The sequence below is a fragment of the Sporosarcina gallistercoris genome (genome assembly GCF_014836415.1).
Taxonomy (GTDB): domain Bacteria; phylum Bacillota; class Bacilli; order Bacillales_A; family Planococcaceae; genus Sporosarcina; species Sporosarcina gallistercoris.
In genome coordinates this window covers 209353-229373 of the sequence record NZ_JACSQY010000002.1, presented here as the reverse complement: position 1 = coordinate 229373, position 20021 = coordinate 209353, and the positions used below count along the sequence as shown (strand labels likewise).

Below are 20021 nucleotides of genomic sequence, written 5' to 3'. Positions count from 1 at the left end.
AGATACTCAACAACTTCAATTGGAGGATGAACAACTATGAACTCCCCTGTTACCCAAGCGATGGATAACCAAAAAGACCAGCCTCATTCAATGATGCCGGCTGCAAAATGTGTAACCGAATATGATACATTACGTCAGGTCGTTTTATGCGAACCTAAATATATGGCCATCAAAGATATCATTAATGATGTGCAAAAGAAATATAAAGATGAAAATATCGATCGCGCTAAGGCGATGAAGCAACATGAAGAGTTTGAAACGAAACTCAAAGAGCATAATGTGGAAGTCATTAAGTTACCTTCTTCTGAGCAGTATCCCGAGCAAGTTTTCACTAGAGATATCGGATTTACATTGGGAGATCGGCTATTTCTTGCGGATATGGCAAGCGATATCCGAAAAGGTGAGGAAGCAGCTCTTCAAAACTGGCTCCTTCAAGAAAACATACCTTTCCGCGTTTCAGAAAGCAGAGTGGAAGGTGGAGACGTGATTGTAGACCGCAATCGTGTGTTCGTTGGAATTAGCAGCCGCACGAGTGAAGAGTCTGTGCAGCATTTGGAACAAAGCCTTCCTGATCACGAAGTTATCCGGGTTCCTTTTAATGAAAAGTATTTACACTTGGACTGTGTATTTAATGTGATTTCTCCCGAAGTCGGATTATACTTTCCAGAAGCATTCGATGAAGAAACACGCAAATATCTAGAGTCGTTGTACAATCTTATCGAAGTCAACAAAGACGAGCAATTTTCGATGGGCACGAATGTCTTATCGATTGGAAGCGGGCAGCTGTTTAGTTTACCTCAGAACCCGCATGTCAATGCAGCGATGCGTAGTAAAGGCTTCGAAGTGATTGAAGTGGACTTCTCAGAAATTATTAAATCCGGCGGTTCATTCCGTTGCTGCTCCATGCCAGTAGTACGAAACGATTAATAGGTAAAGCCGCTTCTTATTTTGAGGGGCGGCTTTTTATAATTATTGCGATTTCAAATTTACGAGGAGGCGGTTATTCAATGGATAAAGTAATCTATCTTGTAAACCATGGGGAAGCAGAAGGTTTTACAGCGCAGGACTCGTTAACAGCCGAAGGGATCTTACACGGCAGTGAACTTGCACAATTTTTAGAGCATTATCCAATTGAGCGAGTGATTACAAGTCCTTTGATGCGGGCCCGACAGACTGCAAACGAAATTGGTGACAAACTTGGAATTCATATCGAAGAAGACAGCAGGTTAGCGGAGCGGCAAATGAGCTCACAAGTGTTTGATGATTGGTTAGTGAAAGTGGAAGACACTTTTTTAGATTTGAATCTTTCTTATGAAGATGGTGAAACATCGAATGATGCGATGCAGCGCGTGTGTGATGTTGTCGATGAACTTCCGGATAACAGTCATACGGTATTGGTCACACACAGTTTGCTGCTCGTGTTGCTCATGCGCTGTTTCAATGACCGAATCGGATTTGAAGAGTGGCAGGCGATCAAGCATCCTGACGTTTACGAGATACGACTGACGGATACGGGGGCGCAGATAACCCGTTTATGGGAAAATGAATGAAAATAAGAGGGCGTCCAGGAATCTTCACGGACGCCCTCTTATTTTTTGACCATACATGAACGAGGTACTGGAAATCTAGGAAAGCGCTCATAAAGCATGGGAAGTGCTCATAAATCCAGAAAAGCGCTAATAAAGCATGAGAAGTGCTCATAAAAGCAGGGAAACGCTCATAAAGCATGAGAAGTGCTCATAAAACTAGAAAAACGCTCATAAAGCGTGAAGACTGCTCATAATTCCCACAAAGTGCTCATAACCCCATCCACGACCCCCTCAAAAAGATCAGCTGGACAGAAGCATTGATAGCCACAGTCCAGCAGTCTCGTTCACAAATGCTACAGTCGTCGTCCTATAGGGTGATGCAGCATACGAGTTGCAAGAATAGCACCTATTATGGCTCCGCTCACGCTTGAAACGAGAAAAGGCGGCAGAAAGAAGAATGCTCCGACAGAGGAACCTATCAAAATTGCTGCGTATGGTACTGCCAACAGAGAGGCGATGATTCCTGTACCGATCATTTCTCCTAGCGCTGCTGACCAGACTCGTCCTGTTCTTTGAAACAGGATCCCGGCAAGGGCCGCGCCAATCATCCCACCTGGAAAAGCCAATAATGAGCCAGTGCCTGTCAGAATGCGAATGATCGCAGTCACGAATGCAATCATAATAGCAGGAACAGGACCCAGAAATACAGCTGAAGCGACGTTGACAGCATGCTGAATCGGATATGCACGTGCAATGCCTGCCGGGAAGGAAACGAAGGCAGAACCGGCAACCGCAATCGCAACAAGCAAGGCCATTATGGCAATCTTACGAGTCCCCACTAGATTCCCACCTTAACCCGCTGAACAGCGTCAAGTAGTGAACGGGCAGCGGCTTCGGGATTTTCCGCACCTGATATTGCTGAAATGATGGAAACCCCTGTCGCTCCGCTGTTCATCACGATATCTAAATTACTGGCAGTGATCCCGCCAATGCCGACAATCGGGAGTTCTGGGAAGATGGCAGCCACTTCTGATATTCTTGCAGTACCTGCCACTGGCTTCGCATCCGATTTGGAAACTGTTTCATACACAGGTCCCATCCCTATGTAATCGGCGCCGGCAGCCAGAGCGCTAGTCGCTTCGAAAACGGAATGTACCGAAACCCCCAATAGTTTCTGCTCACCGATGTTGCGACGTACCACAGATGCAGACAAGTCGTCTTGGCCAACATGCACCCCATCTGCATCAATCAGAACTGCGAGCTCCACATCATCATTCACAATGAATGGAACGCCATATGCCTTACATAATCGCTGACAACTTTTTGCGAAAGCCGTTTTTTCATCTCCTGTCAATGCATCTGGTCCTTTTTCACGTAACTGAAAGCACGTAATTCCACCCTTTAGCGCTTGTTCTAACACATGTAAGGGATCGCCATTAGGTGCATTGAACGAACCCATTATGAAATACACACGCAAGTCAACGTCTCTCAATAAGTTTCACCTCCCCGGTTTTCAACTGATTTCTCTTCCTGAATGCAGCGTGGTTGGTAGGTCCTTGTCCATTTCCAAGTTCAATCCCATCTTCAATAGCTAGTTGGATGAAGTTCTTGGCCGTCACAACAGATTCTTCCAAAGAACGACCCTTCGCTAATTCAGCCGTAGCCGCCGCAGCAAATGTACAGCCGGTGCCGTGTGTATGTTGAGTTGCAATCCGTTTTGAGCGCATTAAAAAGTGTTCACCACTTGTGGACATGAACAAATCTTCCGCATAGGGCACGTCTTCACGATGTCCCCCTTTTAATAGAACTGCAGAAGCTCCCATAGATAGCAGTCTATTCGCGGTAAGTTTCATGTCCCTTTCTGTGAGAATCCGCTGACCCGTCAATACTTCCGCTTCAGGAATGTTCGGTGTAATGAGTGTCGCTACTGGAAGCAAGTGACTTCGGAGCGCAATGACTGCTTCGTTCTGCAACAAAGAAGCTCCTCCTTTTGCAATCATGACAGGATCAATGACTAAAGGAATTGCAGAATAAGCTTTTAGTTCATTCGCGACGGCCTCTATGATTTCAGAAGAGAATAACATGCCGGTTTTAATGGCTTTCACTGGGAAATCGTTGAGCACCGCCTGTATCTGCGCTGTAACCATCGCCACATCAACGGATTGGACGGCATGTACGCCGAGTGTGTTTTGTGCAGTAATCGCTGTCAGTACGGAAGTGCCAAAAACTCCGAGTTCTTGAAACGTTTTCAAATCCGCTTGAATACCAGCACCGCCGCCGCTATCGGAACCTGCAATCGTTAAAGCTACTGATGTCATGAAATCGCCCCCTGTTCGTACTGGAAATGATCATCGGTAATATCTTGAGATTCAATGGAGTGAAGTGTGTTCAAGAAATTCATAGCAAAATCACCAGGACCGAAGGACTGCTCGGCTGCAATTTCTCCAGACTTCTTATAGAATGCAAGACTTTCAGCTGCTGTTTGAAGTGTGTCACCGTTACTAGTTGCTAAAAAAGCTCCCATCACTGCACTTAAAAGACAACCGGAACCAGTCACTAGCGACATGAACTCATGTCCGCCTGATATACGAATCACTCTTTCGCCATCGGTGACCAGATCTGTTTCACCTGTGACTGCGACTAAACACGTATTCAATCGGGCAACTCGCTTCGCGGCGTCTGTTATATCAGAATCACCGCTTCCCGCATCAACGCCTCTGGCATTCCACTCGACACCAGCAATGGCGGCAATTTCGCCTGCATTCCCTCGGATTAATGTGAAATCCAAGGCATTCAGAAGATGATTGACTGTTCGCTGTCGGTACCTAGTTGCACCCGCACCGACCGGGTCAAGTACAAGGGGATGTCCATGTTGTACGGCACTCTTTCCAGCAGCAATCATCGAATCGACAGTTGACGGATCCAGTGTTCCTATATTCAGCAGGGTACAAGAAGAAATTGCGGCAACATCCGCAGCCTCTTCCAAGGAATCGGCCATGATAGGAGAAGCCCCCAGAGCCAATAAGCCATTCGCCTGGAAGTTAGCCACTACAATATTCGTAATGCAGTGTACCAATGGATTGGTCTGACGTAGTTCAGTGAGGATGGTATGCTGCCGCGTCATATCCGGACCTCCATTTTAGAATCGGATTCCCATTGTTGTTTAGTCCAAGCCATTTCCCAGAATTGCAATTCGTAATGACTACTTTTAACGAAATGTGCAATGAGTTCTTCACGGCGTTCCAAAGAAACAGACTCTGCTAGATCATTCATTCGATTGATTTGTTCGCGGGTCGCTTGTTCAAACCATTCCGATCCGTATGTCGCAATCCACTTATCGTAAATGGGGTGATTCGGAGTGGCGTGTTTTAATCGTTCACCAATTTCGTAATACAACCAATAGCAAGGGAGTAGTGCTGCTAACGTATCCGCAAGGTCGCCGTGCATCGCTGTCCGATAGAGGTGGGACGTATAGGCGTACGCTGTTGGCGCAGCCTCAAACGAAGCAAGATCCTTATCCGTAACGGCGAGCAATTCAAAAAAACCTTCATGCAGTGAAATCTCAGCCCCGCAAGTCTCCTCCGCATGTTGTGCAAAGCGTTGAGTTGTCGCTAAGTCTTTGGCTTGTACAGCAGCCAGTGCATGGACTTTAGCAAAATGCTTCAAGTAATACGAATCCTGAAGAACGTAAAACCTGAAAATGTCTTCAGGCAGTGTCCCAGCCGCCAAGTGCTGAACAAACGGATGGTTAAAACTTGCCTCCCAGCTTTCATCACAACGTGCACGAACCTCTTCACAAAATGTCATTTAAAAACGCCCCTTTCGATGAATGAACCGAAAAAAAGCCGCCCCTATCGACTCATCAGTCGAAGGAGCGGCTCGCGTAATAGGAAATTTCAAGGAATCTACAAAGAAATAGACTCGTCCATGTGCGATCCACTTCCCTCCGCTGGTATGAGCCAGATCAGGTTCCAAGGGTCCGCATATCTATACGCGTCTCAGTCTTTTACAAAGACTCCCCCAGTGGGCAATCGTTTTCAGTTTTCCTCACCACTATACCATAGTTTTAAAAATTGGCAATTAGGGCAAAATACAACTACTACGTGAAAAGGAGGCCAAGTACATGTCGCAGCGCTTTGAAATCACTTCCGTTACCCATGAAGTGGGAAGAATTGCTTTTGAATGGGACGACGCAGGTGGAACGTACCATGTGTATAAAGACGGCGAGCACATTTATGAAGGAACTTCCCCGGATTTTCAAGATACAGATCTATTAGCGGACACGTATTATAAATATACAATTGAAAGGCATGCAAATGACGAAGTGAAAGATGTGATCGTCATGCAGACGTCTGCTTTAACTGTTGAGAAAAATGCGGACAATCCGCTACAATCTCTGGTTATCACTACAATAGCAGCCAAGACGCAAGTAGCGTTATCGTGGGAGCGCTTAAAGGATACAGAAATGTATACAATCTATCGGAATGGAAAGGAATTAGCTCAGGTGGAGTCTAACCGTTATATCGATAGAGACTTTCCCATGGATGAACCACTGACATACGCAGTGTATTGTGAACGTTCCATTGCACAATCAGAGGAAACATTCAATAATGCAAGGTCATTCATTGCTAAAGCATTCGGTTTCCTGTATCCGAAAACGACTGAAAAAGAAGCCTCTGTGGAAGGATTTACGATCATGAAATCGATTGGAGTCCCTTCAAAGCTGCTGGTTCCATTTGCTGATCACCAGCCATCTTCGTCTGTTGATAATTGGGATTTTCGCTATAAAACATTTCTAGAAGATGACATTTTGGAGAACCCGAATGTGATTTCCCCCAACCGATATTTCAAAGGCGATAACCGGAAATTCGATCCCGAATCGGGTGCATATCGCACATGTGTGGACATTGAAATCGATTACAAAAACCCGGTCAATCCTTTGACAATTACAAAGAAGGTTGGGGAAAGTGTTGCTTTGGGGCTGGATAAGAAAGTACGTGAGCGCCAAACTGCATCTGATGAAGGAATCACCCTGAAACCCCTCGATGACAAGAAGGGTGAAACAGGTTTCCATCTGGAACATGCGGTGGGTAATCCCCTAACAACTTCTCCCGATATCAACTATGAAGTTCAAGCCGTCTTCGGGGAGAATGGTACATTCGATCTTACTGGATTCCATGATCAGTCACCCAATCATGAAATCTATCTGCGTTCTGGTAAGGAAACTGATTGGATCCCTGTTCACCAAAGCCGGAGCGCAGGCCTTGCTTATATGAGTGGAGTTACGGCATATCAGTATTGGCGCTTTTCCAATATCAATTAAAATGTCTAAAGTGCAGAAAACTATTTTCAACTTGAATTCACGATAAAAAGGAGATCGATAGAGATGATAAAAACAGCAATCGTTTATTACAGTTCAACGGGTACTAACCATCAGCTAGCGGAATGGGCAGCGGCAGCGGCTGAGGAAGCTGGTTCTGAAGTGAAGGTGTTGAAAGTGAAAGAAACGGCACCTGCTGCAGCAATTGACTCAAATGCATTGTGGAGAAAGCATCATGATGCAACGCAGGACATCGCTGAAGTGACACCAGAAGATTTGGAATGGGCGGATGCCATCATTTTCAGTGTTCCGACTCGCTTTGGTAATGTTCCTGGACAAGTGCAAAGTTTCATCGACACGGTCGGAGGTCTATGGGCACAAGGTAAACTCGCGAACAAGGCAGTGAGCGCGATGACATCCGCACAAAACGAACATGGAGGACAAGAGGCGACATTATTATCCCTCTATACTACGATGTACCATTGGGGAGCGATTGTTGTAGCGCCAGGCTATACAGATCCCGTTCTTTTTGAAGCGGGAGGGAACCCATACGGAACGAGTGTAGCGGTGGGCCAGGATGGTGAAATGAAGACCGATCGAAAAGCGATTCAAGCTGCGGTGAACTATCAGGTGAAAAGAACGGTTTCCGTTGCAAAAGCGCTTCAGCATTTAGAGTGAACACGTCAATAATGTTGCAAAACCGTCACCTTATTCATAGGTGACGGTTTTTGGTATTCCATGAGTACTACAAGGCGGTCAAGATGGTTTAACACTATATGGCTAACGCGGCCGAGAATCATTTCCTGAAAGGGTTTAAGCTCGCGACTCCTAATGACGACAACGTCAAATAACTCTGCACCCGCATAGTCAATCAGCGCTGGCACCGGTTGCAGGTTCTTTAGGAAGCCGAATGGTGAACAACGATCCGTCACCTTTCCTGCTTGAGACGTCGATAGTACCGCCATGCAGTGTGACGAGCTGGCGTACAATGGAAAGCCCGAGGCCGAATTCTCCGTAGGGATTGGATGTCCGAGAGTCGATCGCTTTATAAAAACGGCTCCAAATCTTTTCGACTTCTTCCGAATCCATGCCAATGCCGGTATCTCGGATTTCTAAAACAACGTAATCACTATCTGCTTTTGCCAACAACGAAATTTCTCCTTCTTCCGTGAATTGGATACTGTTTTTCGTAATGTTCAACAAGATTTGAGTGAGACGATCGTAATCGGCAAAGACGGTCAATGTTTCAGGTGCTTGTACATCAATTGCCGTTCCACGTTGTTCAGCCGCCGGTTCCAACTGCTCCCGGATCACTTCGAATAATTCCAAAACCCGGATCGGTTGTTTGAGTAACGTAATTTGGTTCGATCTGATTTTTTCATAGTCAAGATTTTCGTTAACGAGGCGTAACAAGCGTTTCGTCTCTCCACTCGCAAGTTGAAGCGCTTTGTCTTTTTCACTCTCGGAAATCAGATCACTCCGCAACCCTTCAATCGTTCCACGGATTGTAGTCAGCGGCGTCCGGAGTTCGTGGGAGACATCGGCCATGAACTGGCGACGGCGATTTTCCAGATTTTCAATTTCTTCATGAGAAGTATGCAGATCACTGACCATAGCATTGAAATCAGTCGCCAGTGCATCGATTTCATCCCGTCCGCTTTCAGGAATACGGATAGTATAGTCACCTGCAGAAACTGCCGCGGTTGCTAGGCGAAGCCGCTTAATACGTCGCCCGTGATAGATGGACAGCAATCCGCTTAGAATGATAGCAACTGCTAATGCAGTGAGTGCCGCGTAGACTAAGTAGCGATTCATCTGCGAAATGATCGCGCGGGGACCTTCAATTGGAGAGGTGAGCAGAACCCCGCCGACAAACTGCGGACCTTGGAAATAAGGGAGCAGCACAAATGTAACCGCCTGATCGAAACGGCGTTGCTCTTGGCGTACAGTAACGGCTTTTCCACTTTGAAGCTGCGCCCATTCTGATTCGTTAAGTTCAATTAACGGAGTCTTGAGCCCGGTCGAGTAGATGATTTTCGAGTCTTCATCGAACAAGCTATACTGGATGTCCCGGCTATTCAGCACTTGACCGTAGGATTGAAGCGTTTGCTGTGAAGGTTTTGTACTGCGATCGATATCTGTCAGAAGGGCACGTCCATATTGTGAGAGCTCATCAGTCTTCGTGTCGTACACATATTGCTCGAAGAAATGGGAAAATAGCAACCCGACTAGAAGGACTGCGGCAACAATCACACTCACGTGGCTGACTAACTGTTGAGTGAAGTAGTTCACTTTCATGAAGACGCCTCTTCCGACTCGTCAAACTTGTAACCGACTCCCCAAACGGTATGGAGAACTGGCATACCAATGCGGGAAATTTTCGTCCGGAGCCGTTTTATATGTACATCCACTGTCCGGTCATCTCCGTAAAAATCGAATCCCCAGACGCGTTCAAGCAGCTGGTCCCGTGAGAAAACCTGTTTGGGATGCCGGATGAAAAAGACGAGTAAATCGTATTCTTTCGGTGTAAGGTTTTCAATAGCCACACCGTCTGCGAACACTTCGCGTGCGTTTTCATCCACACGGAAATGGATCGTTTCAAGCACGGAATTCGTTTCCGCTTCTTTTGCCGGTCGTCTGCGTGTCACAGCTCTAATACGAGCCATTAACGCAAGTGGACTGAATGGTTTCGTCACATAGTCGTCTGCTCCCATCTCCAAACCGAGCACTTGATCGGACTCGCCATCTTTTGCTGTCAGCATAATGATGGGGACGTCATCTCCTGCTTTTCGAAGCGACCTGCAAATCGTCACTCCATCCATCGAAGGAAGCATCCAGTCGATAATGAGGCAATCCCATGAATCTTGTTGCGCTCTTTCTAAACCTGTTTTTCCGTCCATGACGAACTCGCCGGCAATGCCTTCCTTTTCAAAAAACAAGCCAATCATCTGTGACACACTTTCATTATCTTCAATGACGAGAATCTTCAACGAGGTTCGCCTCCTTTACTTTAAAGCTATCGGGAAATGCCTGTTGGTGCAACTCATTTGTCCAAAGTGAAAAAGCTGTCCAGCCCCCACGTGCAGGTATCCGGACAGCGGTTCTTCAACTTACTTGTCTACATCTGCATTACTCGAGAGTGTCACATTGACAACTTGTTGTTTGCCTTCCCGATAAATCGTGAATTTCGCTTGGTCTCCCACTTTCAGATCCGTGTAGAGGATTTTCCTTAAAGCAGTCGAAGAATCGACTGCTTTTCCATTGACTGCAGTGATGACATCCTGCTCTTTGAATCCAGCTTTCCCAGCAGGGGAAGTTGCGTCCACACTCCCAACCATGACGCCGCCTTTCACACTGTCTGGGATATCGCGCACGTACATATCAGGGACCTCTGCAAGATCGATGAGACCCACTCCGATATAAGGACGTTGGATTTTACCGTCTTTCATGAGCTTTTCCGCTAGCGGCTTCACATCGTTGCTGGGAATGGCGAAACCTAACCCTTCGACCCCGTTTTGAGCGATTTTCAAGCTGTTGATACCGATCAATTCTCCTGCTTCGTTTACTAACGCGCCACCGCTGTTGCCGGGATTGATAGCTGCGTCTGTCTGAATGACATTCAGCTCCCATTGCCCAGCGGATGTGTCTACGTTGATGGAACGAGTCGGTGCGCTGACAATCCCTTGTGTCACAGTACCTGAAAAGTCGAGGCCGAGCGGGTTACCGATTGCAACCACCGAATCACCTGCACGCAGTTTCGAAGAATCTCCGAATGATAATTTGCCTTCTGCATATTTTTTATCCATTTTAAGGACTGCTAAATCCGTGAGAGGATCAGTACCGACTAGGACAGCTTCCGTTTTTTCGCCGCTGGCTGTTGTGATCCCGAGTTTAGTCGCACCCTCAATCACATGATTGTTTGTAATGATATATGCATCGGATCCTTCCGTTTTGAAGACGACCCCTGAACCCGTTCCAACGCTTTGAGATTCGGATGAACCAGCAAAACGATTGCCAGTGGACTGGTAGTTGTCGATTCCGACAATCGCTTTAGAGGCGTCTGCTACCATATCAGATAGAGACTTTTGAGATTGAGTGCCAGTAGTTTGCACATTGTAGGGAGTTGTCGTATCAGATTGCGCTGCTGATTGAAGTCCGCTGTCCTGCTTCAAGACGTCCGTATTCACGACTGCTCCAAGTGTTAATGCCGAGCCGAGAACCCCTGCACCTATTGTGGATAATAGCCATTTACTTTTTGATGTATTCATTGTCCATCGCTCCTTTGTCTACTGTTGATAAAGTAATTGTAAATCGAACTTATGAACAAATTATTACCGAGACGTTAATAAGTTATTAATTGTTAGAAGAAAGATTGTTATCTTACAATAAAATTGTAATAATCTAACTAGTCAGATATAGTGATAGTGAACACGAATTTTTTTATTTTCAATTGAAAGCGCATACATTACTCATGCCTATAGATATCCCGGCATAGAATGGACCTGTGTGCACTGTACATGCACCAATTTTCTACTAAACTTGCAGAAATGGGAGGAATGGAAATGGTACAACAAGTTGAAAACCTAGTTTACGCAAACCCGAACACAGAAGGTGCTAAGGTGAATTTCAAGGAACGATACGATAATTTCATAAATGGTAAATGGACAGCCCCTGTCAACGGCGAGTACTTTGACAATCCGACTCCAGTCACAGGGAAAGTGTTTACTCAAGTTGCACGCTCCACTGCGGAGGATATTGAACTGGCGCTCGATGCAGCACATGCTGCTAAAGACGCTTGGGGAAAGACTTCCGTAACTGAACGCTCTAATATTCTCTTGAAGATTGCCGACCGGATTGAAGACAATCTGGAAATGCTTGCGGTAGCAGAAACGTGGGAGAACGGCAAAGCTGTGCGTGAGACGCTGAATGCGGACCTGCCGTTAGCAATTGACCATTTCCGCTATTTCGCATCTGCAATCCGCGCTCAAGAAGGTGGCGTCAGCCAAATTGATAATGACACGGTTGCTTATCATTTTCATGAGCCTATCGGTGTCGTGGGACAGATTATCCCTTGGAACTTCCCAATCCTTATGGCGGTTTGGAAACTCGCACCTGCACTCGCTGCGGGGAACTGCGTGATTCTCAAACCGGCCGAGCAAACACCGGCATCCATTCTCGTGCTCGTGGAATTGATTGAAGATCTGCTGCCTGCAGGCGTCTTGAACGTCGTGAACGGATTCGGTCTTGAAGCCGGAAAGCCGCTCGCATCCAATCCGCGAATCGGGAAGATTGCATTCACTGGAGAGACGACGACAGGTCGTATGATTATGCAGTATGCTTCCCAGAATCTTATTCCAGCAACACTCGAACTGGGCGGTAAATCTCCGAACATCTTCTTTGAGGATGTCATGGCAGAAGACGATGACTTCCTGGACAAAGCGGTTGAAGGCTTTGTCATGTTTGCCTTGAACCAGGGGGAAGTATGTACTTGCCCTTCACGTGCACTTATCCAAGAGTCGATATATGACAAATTCATGGAGAAAGCATTGGCGCGTGTCGAAGCCATCAAAGTCGGAAATCCACTGGATCCGACGGTCATGATGGGAGCTCAGGCGTCCACGGAACAGCTTGAGAAGATTTTGTCCTATCTCGATATCGGTAAACAGGAAGGTGCGGAATGCCTGGCAGGCGGCGAGCAAAACCATCTTGAAGGCGATTTGGCGGAAGGCTATTACGTGAAGCCGACTGTCTTCAAAGGGCACAATAAGATGCGGATTTTCCAAGAGGAAATCTTTGGACCAGTTGTTGCGGTTACGACATTCAAGACAAAAGAAGAAGCATTGGAAATCGCAAACGACACATTATACGGTCTCGGCTCAGGCGTCTGGACACGTGATATGAATACGGCCTATCGTTTCGGACGTGGTATCCAAGCCGGCCGCGTGTGGACGAATTGCTACCATGCTTATCCGGCTCATTCTGCGTTCGGAGGTTATAAAGCATCGGGTATCGGCCGTGAAAACCACTTGATGATGCTCGAACATTACCAACAGACGAAAAATATGCTCGTCAGCTATAACGAACAGAAGCAAGGATTCTTTTAAGCGAAAGTAGTGAGGTGAGCAGCAAATGACAGAGCGGGTTATTGCGACAGAAGCAACGCTAGCGCTGATCAAACAGCTCGAACAAAAACACGGTCCGTTGATGTTTCACCAATCAGGAGGTTGTTGTGACGGCTCATCACCGATGTGTTACCCAGAAGGGGATTTACTCATAGGAGATCAGGATGTGCTTCTCGGGTCTATTGGAAATGTTCCATTTTACATGTTGCGCAGCCAGTTTGAATACTGGAAGCACACTCAACTGATCATAGATGTTGTGGACGGAAGAGGGGGCATGTTTTCCCTTGAAGGAGTTGAAGGGAAACGATTTCTTACCCGTTCACGTGCGTTTACAAAGGACGAGGTCGAACAGCTTCAGACATGACAAAGACGGCACCCTTTTCATAGTGGGTGCCGTCTTTTGTCTATAGGATTTTATCAGATGAACCGTTTTCGCTCTGAAGGCGTTGGAAGCATACAAGCCTCTTCTTTTTTTCCGAACCACTTATACCGATTGCGTGCAACGAAGTCATAAACACTGTCTCGTAGAGGAGCAGGCACAAGTATGAACAAAAACGCGAGGTGCCACAGTCCATCGAGTTTCTTTGCAATGCGGAGTGCTGCACCTGATTTCGTATACGCTTTTCCATTTTCAATGAGAACAAGACTATCTACATCATCAGGAATTGCGAAGTCTTTAGAGAGTTGCTGTCCAGTTTCACTTTGAAGAGAGGAGAACTGAAAATACTCATATGGATCTCGTTTTATAATGAATTGAACACTCGCATCACAAAAGTTACATTCCCCGTCAAATAGCACTGTTCGCTTCATATATAATCCCCCTTAAAAAGCTTGGTAAAGTTACTATATCCTAAAACAAACCAGCTGAAACAAATTAGAGAGCTCTTCATATGAATATAATAGACGGAATACTCTTTCCGTTCGGTAGATAATATGTTAGACTACAGATGAGAGAATGTATTCTATTTGGCCTTTAGCGCTTCACCGTTCATGTCCCGCCTGTGATTACAATAAGGGAAGGTGATTGAAGTGGATCGTCAAAACATTCATCCGGATGAAATGAACTTACGCAACGATATGGATCATATCGCTATGCTGCATATGATTGGAGAGGGTGCTCCGGACTTTAGCAGGTTTCTCGACCATCGTCCGGAACCTCCTTCAGAACAGGGATTCGACGAGCACGAACTTCCAAGAGACTATCAGTGAAACCTTCCAACTGGAAGGTTTTTTGTTTGGAAGAAGAAATGTCTTTCATCAATTTCACTCTCTACAAGGCGCGAGCCCGCTTCCTCAATGCTGACTTGCATGTAATGGAGGAGAGGAGGTGATGAAAATGATGCAACAAAATCACAACCGCTGCATGAAACCACAACCAATGCCACCGATGAAACCTTGCAACAATCAAGCGCAGCCTGTAATCTGCCCGACGCAATACCGCTTCCATGATACGTTCATGCCACAGGAATTACCAGTAGTCCATCCGTTTGTCAACGTAAACCGCCAACATACCGTTCAAATCCCTCGCCACTACTACACTGAAGTGAATGAAACAATGACGGGGCAGACGGTTCAAGCAATGCCTGGTTACGGACCGGGAATGGGGCAATGGGGTCCTCAACGACCTCCGATGGGACCAGGACCAATGCCTTGGGGAAGACGATAATGTAAGAAAAGAGCCTGCAGAGAAGAGTGGCTATACTCTCCTGCAGGATCTTTTGTAATAATTATTCAACGTTGAAATAACGTGCATCAGGATGAGCGAAGACGATTGCGGACACGGAAGCTTCCGGCTCCATCATAAACTCTTCTGTTAAGTGAACGCCGATCTGCTCTGGCTTCAACAATCCGAAAAGTTTTGACTGATCTTCTAAATTGGGACATGCAGGGTATCCGAAGGAAAATCGCTGTCCTTGGTATTTTGCTGCAAATCGGTCTTTCATCGTAAAATCAGTGGTGTCCGGGAATCCCCATTGGTCGCGGATTTCTTGGTGTACACGCTCTGCAAATCCTTCCGCAAGTTCAAGCGCAGTCGCTTGAAACGCATGACTTTCAAGGAATTTTCCTTCCGATTTCAATCGTTCCGCTTCTGCCCGCACTCCGTGACCCGCTGTTACTTGCATAAAAGCGACATAATCCATTTCACCGCTATCTACAGGCTTCAAATAGTCAGCCAGGCAAAGGAAAGGCTTCTGTCGTTGGCGTGGAAATGTAAATCGTTCAATTTCAGTTTTGCCGTCTTGTGGATCATAAATGATTACATCATTCCCGTTAGCTTGAGCGGGGAAGAACTGATACAGACCCGATGCGCCAAGTTTCCCGGATTCTAAAAATCCCGTCACCATTTCATGCAGTTCAACTGCGCGGGGTTCTTGCTTTTGCAATGTTGAATCCGTAAATCCACGAAGTCCTAGATGATGACCAATCAGTGTCCTCATATTAACGTAAGGAGAGAGATGGGAAATTGAGTAATCCCGCAGCACTCGTTTCCTGCAATCATTCGGAACAAAAACAGGGACATCCGTACGGACTGTTTTCACAGGACGAGGGGCCACGGCAATAGCGACTCCGCCCTTTTCTGCTGCTTTCGCGGCTTTTATGGCATCATTCGTCGCCCGCTTCTCCAGTTGCTGATCCAGTTCTAACAGTAATGCATCTTTTTCACCGCTTTGCAGTCGGTTTGCAAGATCTAACCCTTGCATTGCATCTTTTGCATAGATGACAGGGCCATCGTATTCGGGTGCAATTTTCGTATCTGTAAAACGACGGGTAAGTGCAGCGCCTCCCACCATAACTGGCAAATCGATTCCTGCGGATTTAAAATCTTGAGCAGTCAAAACCATTTGTTGCGCTGATTTTACAAGCAACCCGGATAACCCGATTATGTCCGGCTTTTCTTTACGGATGACTTCAATCAGTTGCGCAGGTGTCACTTTAATTCCGATATCCACAACTTTGAATCCGTTATTGCTCAAAATGATTTCAACGAGATTTTTCCCGATATCATGAACATCGCCTTTTACGGTTGCGAGTACAATTTTCCCTTTACCGTTATCGTCTTCTTTTTTCTCCATGAACTGCTCTAGATACGATACTGAAGCTTTCATGACTTCTGCACTCTGGAGCACTTCGGCAACAATGAGCTGATTCGTATTGAACAGTCGACCGACTTCTGCCATTCCTGCCATGAGAGGGCCGTTAATAATATCGAGAGGTTCATCATACTGAGTCATCGCAGCATCCAAATCCTTGATAAGCCCTTCTTTTGTTCCTTCAACGACATAGTAAGCAAGACGCTCAGGAACGGTCTTCGGAATATCGTCTTCTGTTTTCTCTTTCTTTTTTCCACGATAGAACTCAGTGAATTTCGCAAGTGTTTCGTCTGTAGTCGTAAATAACAATGCGTTTGCCATATCGTTTTCCACTTGGGGAATCGAGGCATAGCGTTCCAGCTTTTCTGTATTCACGATTGCATAATCCAGTCCGGCCTGGGTGCAGTGATATAAATACACAGCGTTCAATACTTCCCGGCCTACTGGAGGGAGTCCGAATGACACGTTACTGACACCAAGAACCGTGAGTGCTCGCGGAAGATGTTCCTTAATCAGACGAATGCCTTCAATCGTCTCCACTGCCGAGCCAATGTACTGCGCATCTCCTGTCCCAACAGGGAACACGAGCGGATCAAAAATAATATCCTCAGGCGCAAGCCCCCATTTGTTGGTTAGCAAGTCGTAGGAACGTTTCGCAATCTCGAGTTTCCGTTCCCGCGTTACAGCCATCCCGACTTCATCGATCGTACCTACAACGACTGCTGCTCCGTACTTCTTAACAATCGGCATCACGGCGTCAAACCGTTCTTCACCGTCTTCTAAATTTATGGAGTTGATAATCGCTTTCCCTTGGGAATACTTCAATGCTTCTTCAATAACGTTTTCGTCTGTCGAGTCAATGACGAGGGGCGCTTTGATCTTTTTCACAACCTCTTGCATGAAATCGGTCATATCCGACAACTCATCACGATCCGGATTGGCGAGACACACGTCAATGACATGTGCTCCGTTTTTTACTTGTGACCTCGCGATTTCAGCTGCTTCCTCCACCTTGCCATCGACTATAAGCTGTTTGAATTTACGAGACCCTATGACATTGGTACGCTCTCCTATTAAAATCGGACGCATACTAGGATCGTACAAAAGTGGTTCAATTCCTGAGACAGTATGTCCGTGCGTTACAGCAGGTAGAGGACGTGGAGTTTTCCCTTCAACTGCCCGACAAATCGCTTGAATGTGGTCAGGTGTCGTCCCGCAACAGCCGCCAACAATATTCAGCCAACCTTTCTCCGCAAATCCTTCCAGCTTTTTTGAGAGTGATTCAGGAGATTCATGATAATGACCTTCTTCGTCAGGCAAACCTGCATTTGGATAGCAACTGACAAACCCTGTCGCAAGTTCTGACAACGAACGTAAATGATCCGTCATGAATTCGGGTCCCGTTGCACAATTGAGTCCGACAGAAAGGGGATTGATATGTGCGATGGACACGTAGAATGCTTCAATGCTTTGTCCTGCTAAGGTTGTTCCCATCGGTTCAATCGTTCCCGATATCATCACAGGAAGTTCCCGGCCGGTTTCTTCAAAAGCTTGACGAATGCCAATTGTACCGGCTTTAACATTCAGCATATCTTGACTGGTTTCTAGTAAGAGAAGATCCGAGCCCCCATCGATCAACCCCTTTGCCTGAACGTAGAAATCGTTTGCCAGCTCGTCAAACGTGATGCCGCCTGTGACGGACAGTGTCTTAGTCGTCGGGCCCATTGCGCCTGCAACGAACCGAGGATGTTCAAGTGTCGAAAACTCATCCGCTGCAGTGCGTGCCAGTTCTGCGCCGCGGCGATTGATCATCTCTGCTTCACTACCTAAATTGTAATCGTCTAACACGACAGGTGTACCGCCGAATGTATTCGTGCAGATGATGTCAGCACCAGCCTCCAAGTATTCGCGATGAATTCTCGTTAGCACATCGGGCTTTGTAAGATTCAAATACTCATTGCATCCTTCAAACTCCTCCCCGCCGAAGTCGTCCGCTGTTAAATTCGCGTTTTGAAGCATCGTCCCCATCGCACCATCCATTACGAGAATCCGTTTCTTCAGTTCGTCTTTAATACGTTGTTTTGGCATGGTGCACCCCTCTTTCTGCAATTGGATCAATCTCGTTGATATAGTGTACGAGCTCCACAGTCATGTCGTAGCGTAAAAATGGAGTGATCAAGTAAATCCCGTTAAACAAAGACGCGGCCGTGTCGATTAGTTCCTGAGCGATTCGAATCCCTTCGGCTGTCGCTGTTTCTCGATCATCGCCGCAGGCTCTCATACGCTCAAGCACTTCATCGGACAATTTGATGCCCGGTACTTCGTGGTGCAGGAATTCCGCGTTCCGAATATTCGTCAACGGCATGATACCGATGAAAATCGGAGTGTCTAAATGTTTGACAGCTTCATGGATTTCAATAATCTTTTCTTTTGTATAGACAGGCTGTGTGATGAAATAATCCGCACCACATTCGATTTTCTTCTCAAGTCGTTTCACAGCACGGTCAATGACCCGGACATTCGGGTTGAATGCACCTGCTACTGAGAAGTTCGCCTTTTTTCGTAAAGGACGGCCGGAGAATGAAATCCCTTCATTGAGCTTTTTAATGAGCTGGAAGAGTTCGAGACTGGAAACGTCATAAACGTCTGTTGCTCCCGGGAAATCTCCTATCTTGGTCGGATCACCTGTCACAGCTAAAATGTCATGGATGCCGAGTGCGTCCAGTCCCATTAAATGAGACTGCAGACCAATTAGGTTATGATCCCTGCAAGTAATGTGGACGAGAGGGCGGACATCATCTTGATGTTTTACAAGAGAGGCCATCGCTAAATTACTAATACGTGGGGAAGCGAGGGAATTATCAGCCATAGTCACAGCATGGGCTCCAGCTTCTTGAAGTTGACGAGCCCCTTCGAAATAATTTTCAGTTTCCAAGTGTCGGGGTGTATCCAACTCAACTAGAATCGTCCGCTCACGCTGTGCTCTTATATGCAGTGGCTCATAGCGAGCCGGTTCCGCGTCCCGTATAATGATTGGCTTGTGCGGAATGACTGCTTTTTCAGTAATAGGTGCCAGATTGGCCAATTGAGATTTCACTGCGACAATGTGTGCGGGAGTGGTTCCGCAGCATCCGCCAATAAGTCGCACACCTTCGTCCCGTAACAAGCGGGCAGCACGTCCGTAATAATCGGTTTCCGATACATAGACTATGCGTCCGTCTTCAACGTCCAGCAAACTTGCATTTGGATATGCTGATAAGAAAGCTTTCTCAGGAAGTTCAACGCCTTCAAATGCTTGAATCGTGTGATAGGGACCGAGCCGGCAATTCACCCCTACTACGTCTGCACCTAATGCCTCCAATCGGAGCAAAGCATCGTTTAATTGCAGGCCGTTTTGCAAAATTCCGGGTTCGTGCATGGATACTTGTGCAATGAGAGGGATATCGGTCTGTTGACGCAAATGCTGAACGACAGCACTAAGTTCTTCAAAGTCGTAATAGGTTTCAAGAAGAAGGCCATCAGGATCTCCTGCAAGCAGCGGCTCAGCTTGTTGTTGGACAATGGACAGTACTTCATCGATAGAGGCGTCACTTTTACGGATACTGCGGATGCCGCCAATTGTACCGAGTACATATTGGCCACCAGCAACAGCTGCGTGTTTTGCGATGGCGATCCCAGCTTCGTTAAACTCTTTTACGCGATGCTCCAGTCCGTAACGTGCAAGTTTATACGCATTGGCACTGTACGTATTGGTTTGGATGATGTCCGCTCCTGCCTGAATATACTGTTCATGGATTCCTTGAATGACGTCCGGCTTTTCTATATTTAATTGCTCATAGCAAAAATCTAAACCCTCCGCATAGAGTAACGTTCCCATTGCACCATCCGCTGTCAGAACTTCTGTTTTTAAGCGTTCCAGTAATTTCATTTCCCTAACTCCCTTTCTTACGGCAGAGCA

The 20021-nt window shown here is 46.5% G+C and carries 19 protein-coding genes and 1 riboswitch; of the genes, 8 read left to right on the top strand and 11 right to left on the bottom strand.

Features of this window, described 5'->3' with window-relative positions:
* Positions 1–90: 90 nt before the first annotated feature.
* Both H9659_RS04450 and H9659_RS04445 read left to right on the top strand, forming a co-directional pair.
* On the top strand, positions 91–927 hold the full coding sequence (locus tag H9659_RS04450; RefSeq protein WP_191688894.1) for a dimethylarginine dimethylaminohydrolase family protein: 837 nt from the start codon (positions 91–93) through the stop codon (positions 925–927).
* An 80-nt stretch (positions 928–1007) separates the two neighbouring features.
* A complete protein-coding gene (locus H9659_RS04445) occupies positions 1008–1550 on the top strand; it encodes a histidine phosphatase family protein (protein ID WP_191688721.1) in 543 nt (180 codons plus the stop codon).
* 332 nt (positions 1551–1882) lie between these two features.
* Here H9659_RS04445 and thiW read toward each other — a convergent pair whose 3' ends face one another.
* From thiW to tenA, 5 genes are read right to left on the bottom strand one after another with little or no spacing between them, the layout of a single operon-like run.
* Positions 1883–2368, bottom strand: a complete 486-nt coding sequence (gene thiW, locus H9659_RS04440) for an energy coupling factor transporter S component ThiW (RefSeq protein WP_191688720.1) — start codon at positions 2366–2368, stop codon at positions 1883–1885.
* A complete protein-coding gene (thiE, locus tag H9659_RS04435) occupies positions 2368–3021 on the bottom strand; it encodes a thiamine phosphate synthase (RefSeq protein ID WP_191688719.1) in 654 nt (217 codons plus the stop codon). The genes thiW and thiE overlap by 1 nt, the downstream gene beginning before the upstream one ends.
* The gene (thiD, locus tag H9659_RS04430) at positions 3008–3847 is read right to left on the bottom strand and encodes a bifunctional hydroxymethylpyrimidine kinase/phosphomethylpyrimidine kinase (RefSeq protein ID WP_191688718.1); all 840 of its coding nucleotides are present in this window, start codon (positions 3845–3847) and stop codon (positions 3008–3010) included. The genes thiE and thiD overlap by 14 nt, the downstream gene beginning before the upstream one ends.
* Positions 3844–4653 (bottom strand): hydroxyethylthiazole kinase, encoded by an 810-nt coding sequence (gene thiM, locus H9659_RS04425; RefSeq protein ID WP_191688717.1) that lies wholly within the window; start codon positions 4651–4653, stop codon positions 3844–3846. Before thiM ends, thiD begins: the two co-directional genes overlap by 4 nt.
* Entirely contained in the window at positions 4650–5336 is a 687-nt protein-coding gene (gene tenA / locus H9659_RS04420) for a thiaminase II (RefSeq protein WP_191688716.1), read from the bottom strand. Before tenA ends, thiM begins: the two co-directional genes overlap by 4 nt.
* A gap of 117 nt (positions 5337–5453) precedes the next feature.
* Positions 5454–5561, bottom strand: a riboswitch (TPP riboswitch).
* A gap of 91 nt (positions 5562–5652) precedes the next feature.
* On the opposite strand from tenA, the gene H9659_RS04415 reads away from it, so the two are divergent.
* Complete coding sequence (locus H9659_RS04415) at positions 5653–6852, top strand: DUF3238 domain-containing protein (protein ID WP_191688715.1); 1200 nt, start codon at positions 5653–5655, stop codon at positions 6850–6852.
* Positions 6853–6915: 63 nt separating this feature from the next.
* On the top strand, positions 6916–7527 hold the full coding sequence (gene wrbA, locus H9659_RS04410; RefSeq protein WP_225217644.1) for an NAD(P)H:quinone oxidoreductase: 612 nt from the start codon (positions 6916–6918) through the stop codon (positions 7525–7527).
* Between the two features lie 189 nt (positions 7528–7716).
* Here the strand turns inward: wrbA and H9659_RS04405 are convergent, their stop codons facing one another.
* The 3 genes from H9659_RS04405 to H9659_RS04395 form a co-directional block, all read right to left on the bottom strand.
* Positions 7717–9147, bottom strand: coding sequence for a sensor histidine kinase (locus tag H9659_RS04405; RefSeq protein WP_191688714.1), 1431 nt, complete (start codon positions 9145–9147; stop codon positions 7717–7719).
* Positions 9144–9839: a response regulator transcription factor gene (locus H9659_RS04400; RefSeq protein WP_191688713.1), complete on the bottom strand. Its 696-nt coding sequence runs from the start codon at positions 9837–9839 to the stop codon at positions 9144–9146. The genes H9659_RS04405 and H9659_RS04400 overlap by 4 nt, the downstream gene beginning before the upstream one ends.
* Before the next feature lie 120 nt (positions 9840–9959).
* A complete protein-coding gene (locus H9659_RS04395) occupies positions 9960–11117 on the bottom strand; it encodes a S1C family serine protease (RefSeq protein ID WP_191688712.1) in 1158 nt (385 codons plus the stop codon).
* A 294-nt stretch (positions 11118–11411) separates the two neighbouring features.
* On the opposite strand from H9659_RS04395, the gene adh reads away from it, so the two are divergent.
* Both adh and H9659_RS04385 read left to right on the top strand, forming a co-directional pair.
* A complete protein-coding gene (gene adh, locus H9659_RS04390) occupies positions 11412–12953 on the top strand; it encodes an aldehyde dehydrogenase (RefSeq protein ID WP_191688711.1) in 1542 nt (513 codons plus the stop codon).
* Between the two features lie 25 nt (positions 12954–12978).
* On the top strand, positions 12979–13335 hold the full coding sequence (locus tag H9659_RS04385; RefSeq protein WP_191688710.1) for a DUF779 domain-containing protein: 357 nt from the start codon (positions 12979–12981) through the stop codon (positions 13333–13335).
* Positions 13336–13388: 53 nt separating this feature from the next.
* Here the strand turns inward: H9659_RS04385 and H9659_RS04380 are convergent, their stop codons facing one another.
* Positions 13389–13781, bottom strand: a complete 393-nt coding sequence (locus H9659_RS04380) for a thiol-disulfide oxidoreductase DCC family protein (RefSeq protein WP_191688709.1) — start codon at positions 13779–13781, stop codon at positions 13389–13391.
* Between the two features lie 219 nt (positions 13782–14000).
* On the opposite strand from H9659_RS04380, the gene H9659_RS04375 reads away from it, so the two are divergent.
* Positions 14001–14180 (top strand): hypothetical protein, encoded by a 180-nt coding sequence (locus H9659_RS04375; protein WP_191688708.1) that lies wholly within the window; start codon positions 14001–14003, stop codon positions 14178–14180.
* Positions 14181–14307: 127 nt separating this feature from the next.
* Positions 14308–14637, top strand: a complete 330-nt coding sequence (locus tag H9659_RS04370; protein ID WP_191688707.1) for a hypothetical protein — start codon at positions 14308–14310, stop codon at positions 14635–14637.
* 61 nt (positions 14638–14698) lie between these two features.
* Here the strand turns inward: H9659_RS04370 and metH are convergent, their stop codons facing one another.
* A complete protein-coding gene (gene metH / locus H9659_RS04365) occupies positions 14699–18151 on the bottom strand; it encodes a methionine synthase (RefSeq protein ID WP_191688706.1) in 3453 nt (1150 codons plus the stop codon).
* Complete coding sequence (locus H9659_RS04360) at positions 18132–19991, bottom strand: bifunctional homocysteine S-methyltransferase/methylenetetrahydrofolate reductase (RefSeq protein WP_191688705.1); 1860 nt, start codon at positions 19989–19991, stop codon at positions 18132–18134. The genes metH and H9659_RS04360 overlap by 20 nt, the downstream gene beginning before the upstream one ends.
* Positions 19992–20021 lie beyond the last annotated feature (30 nt).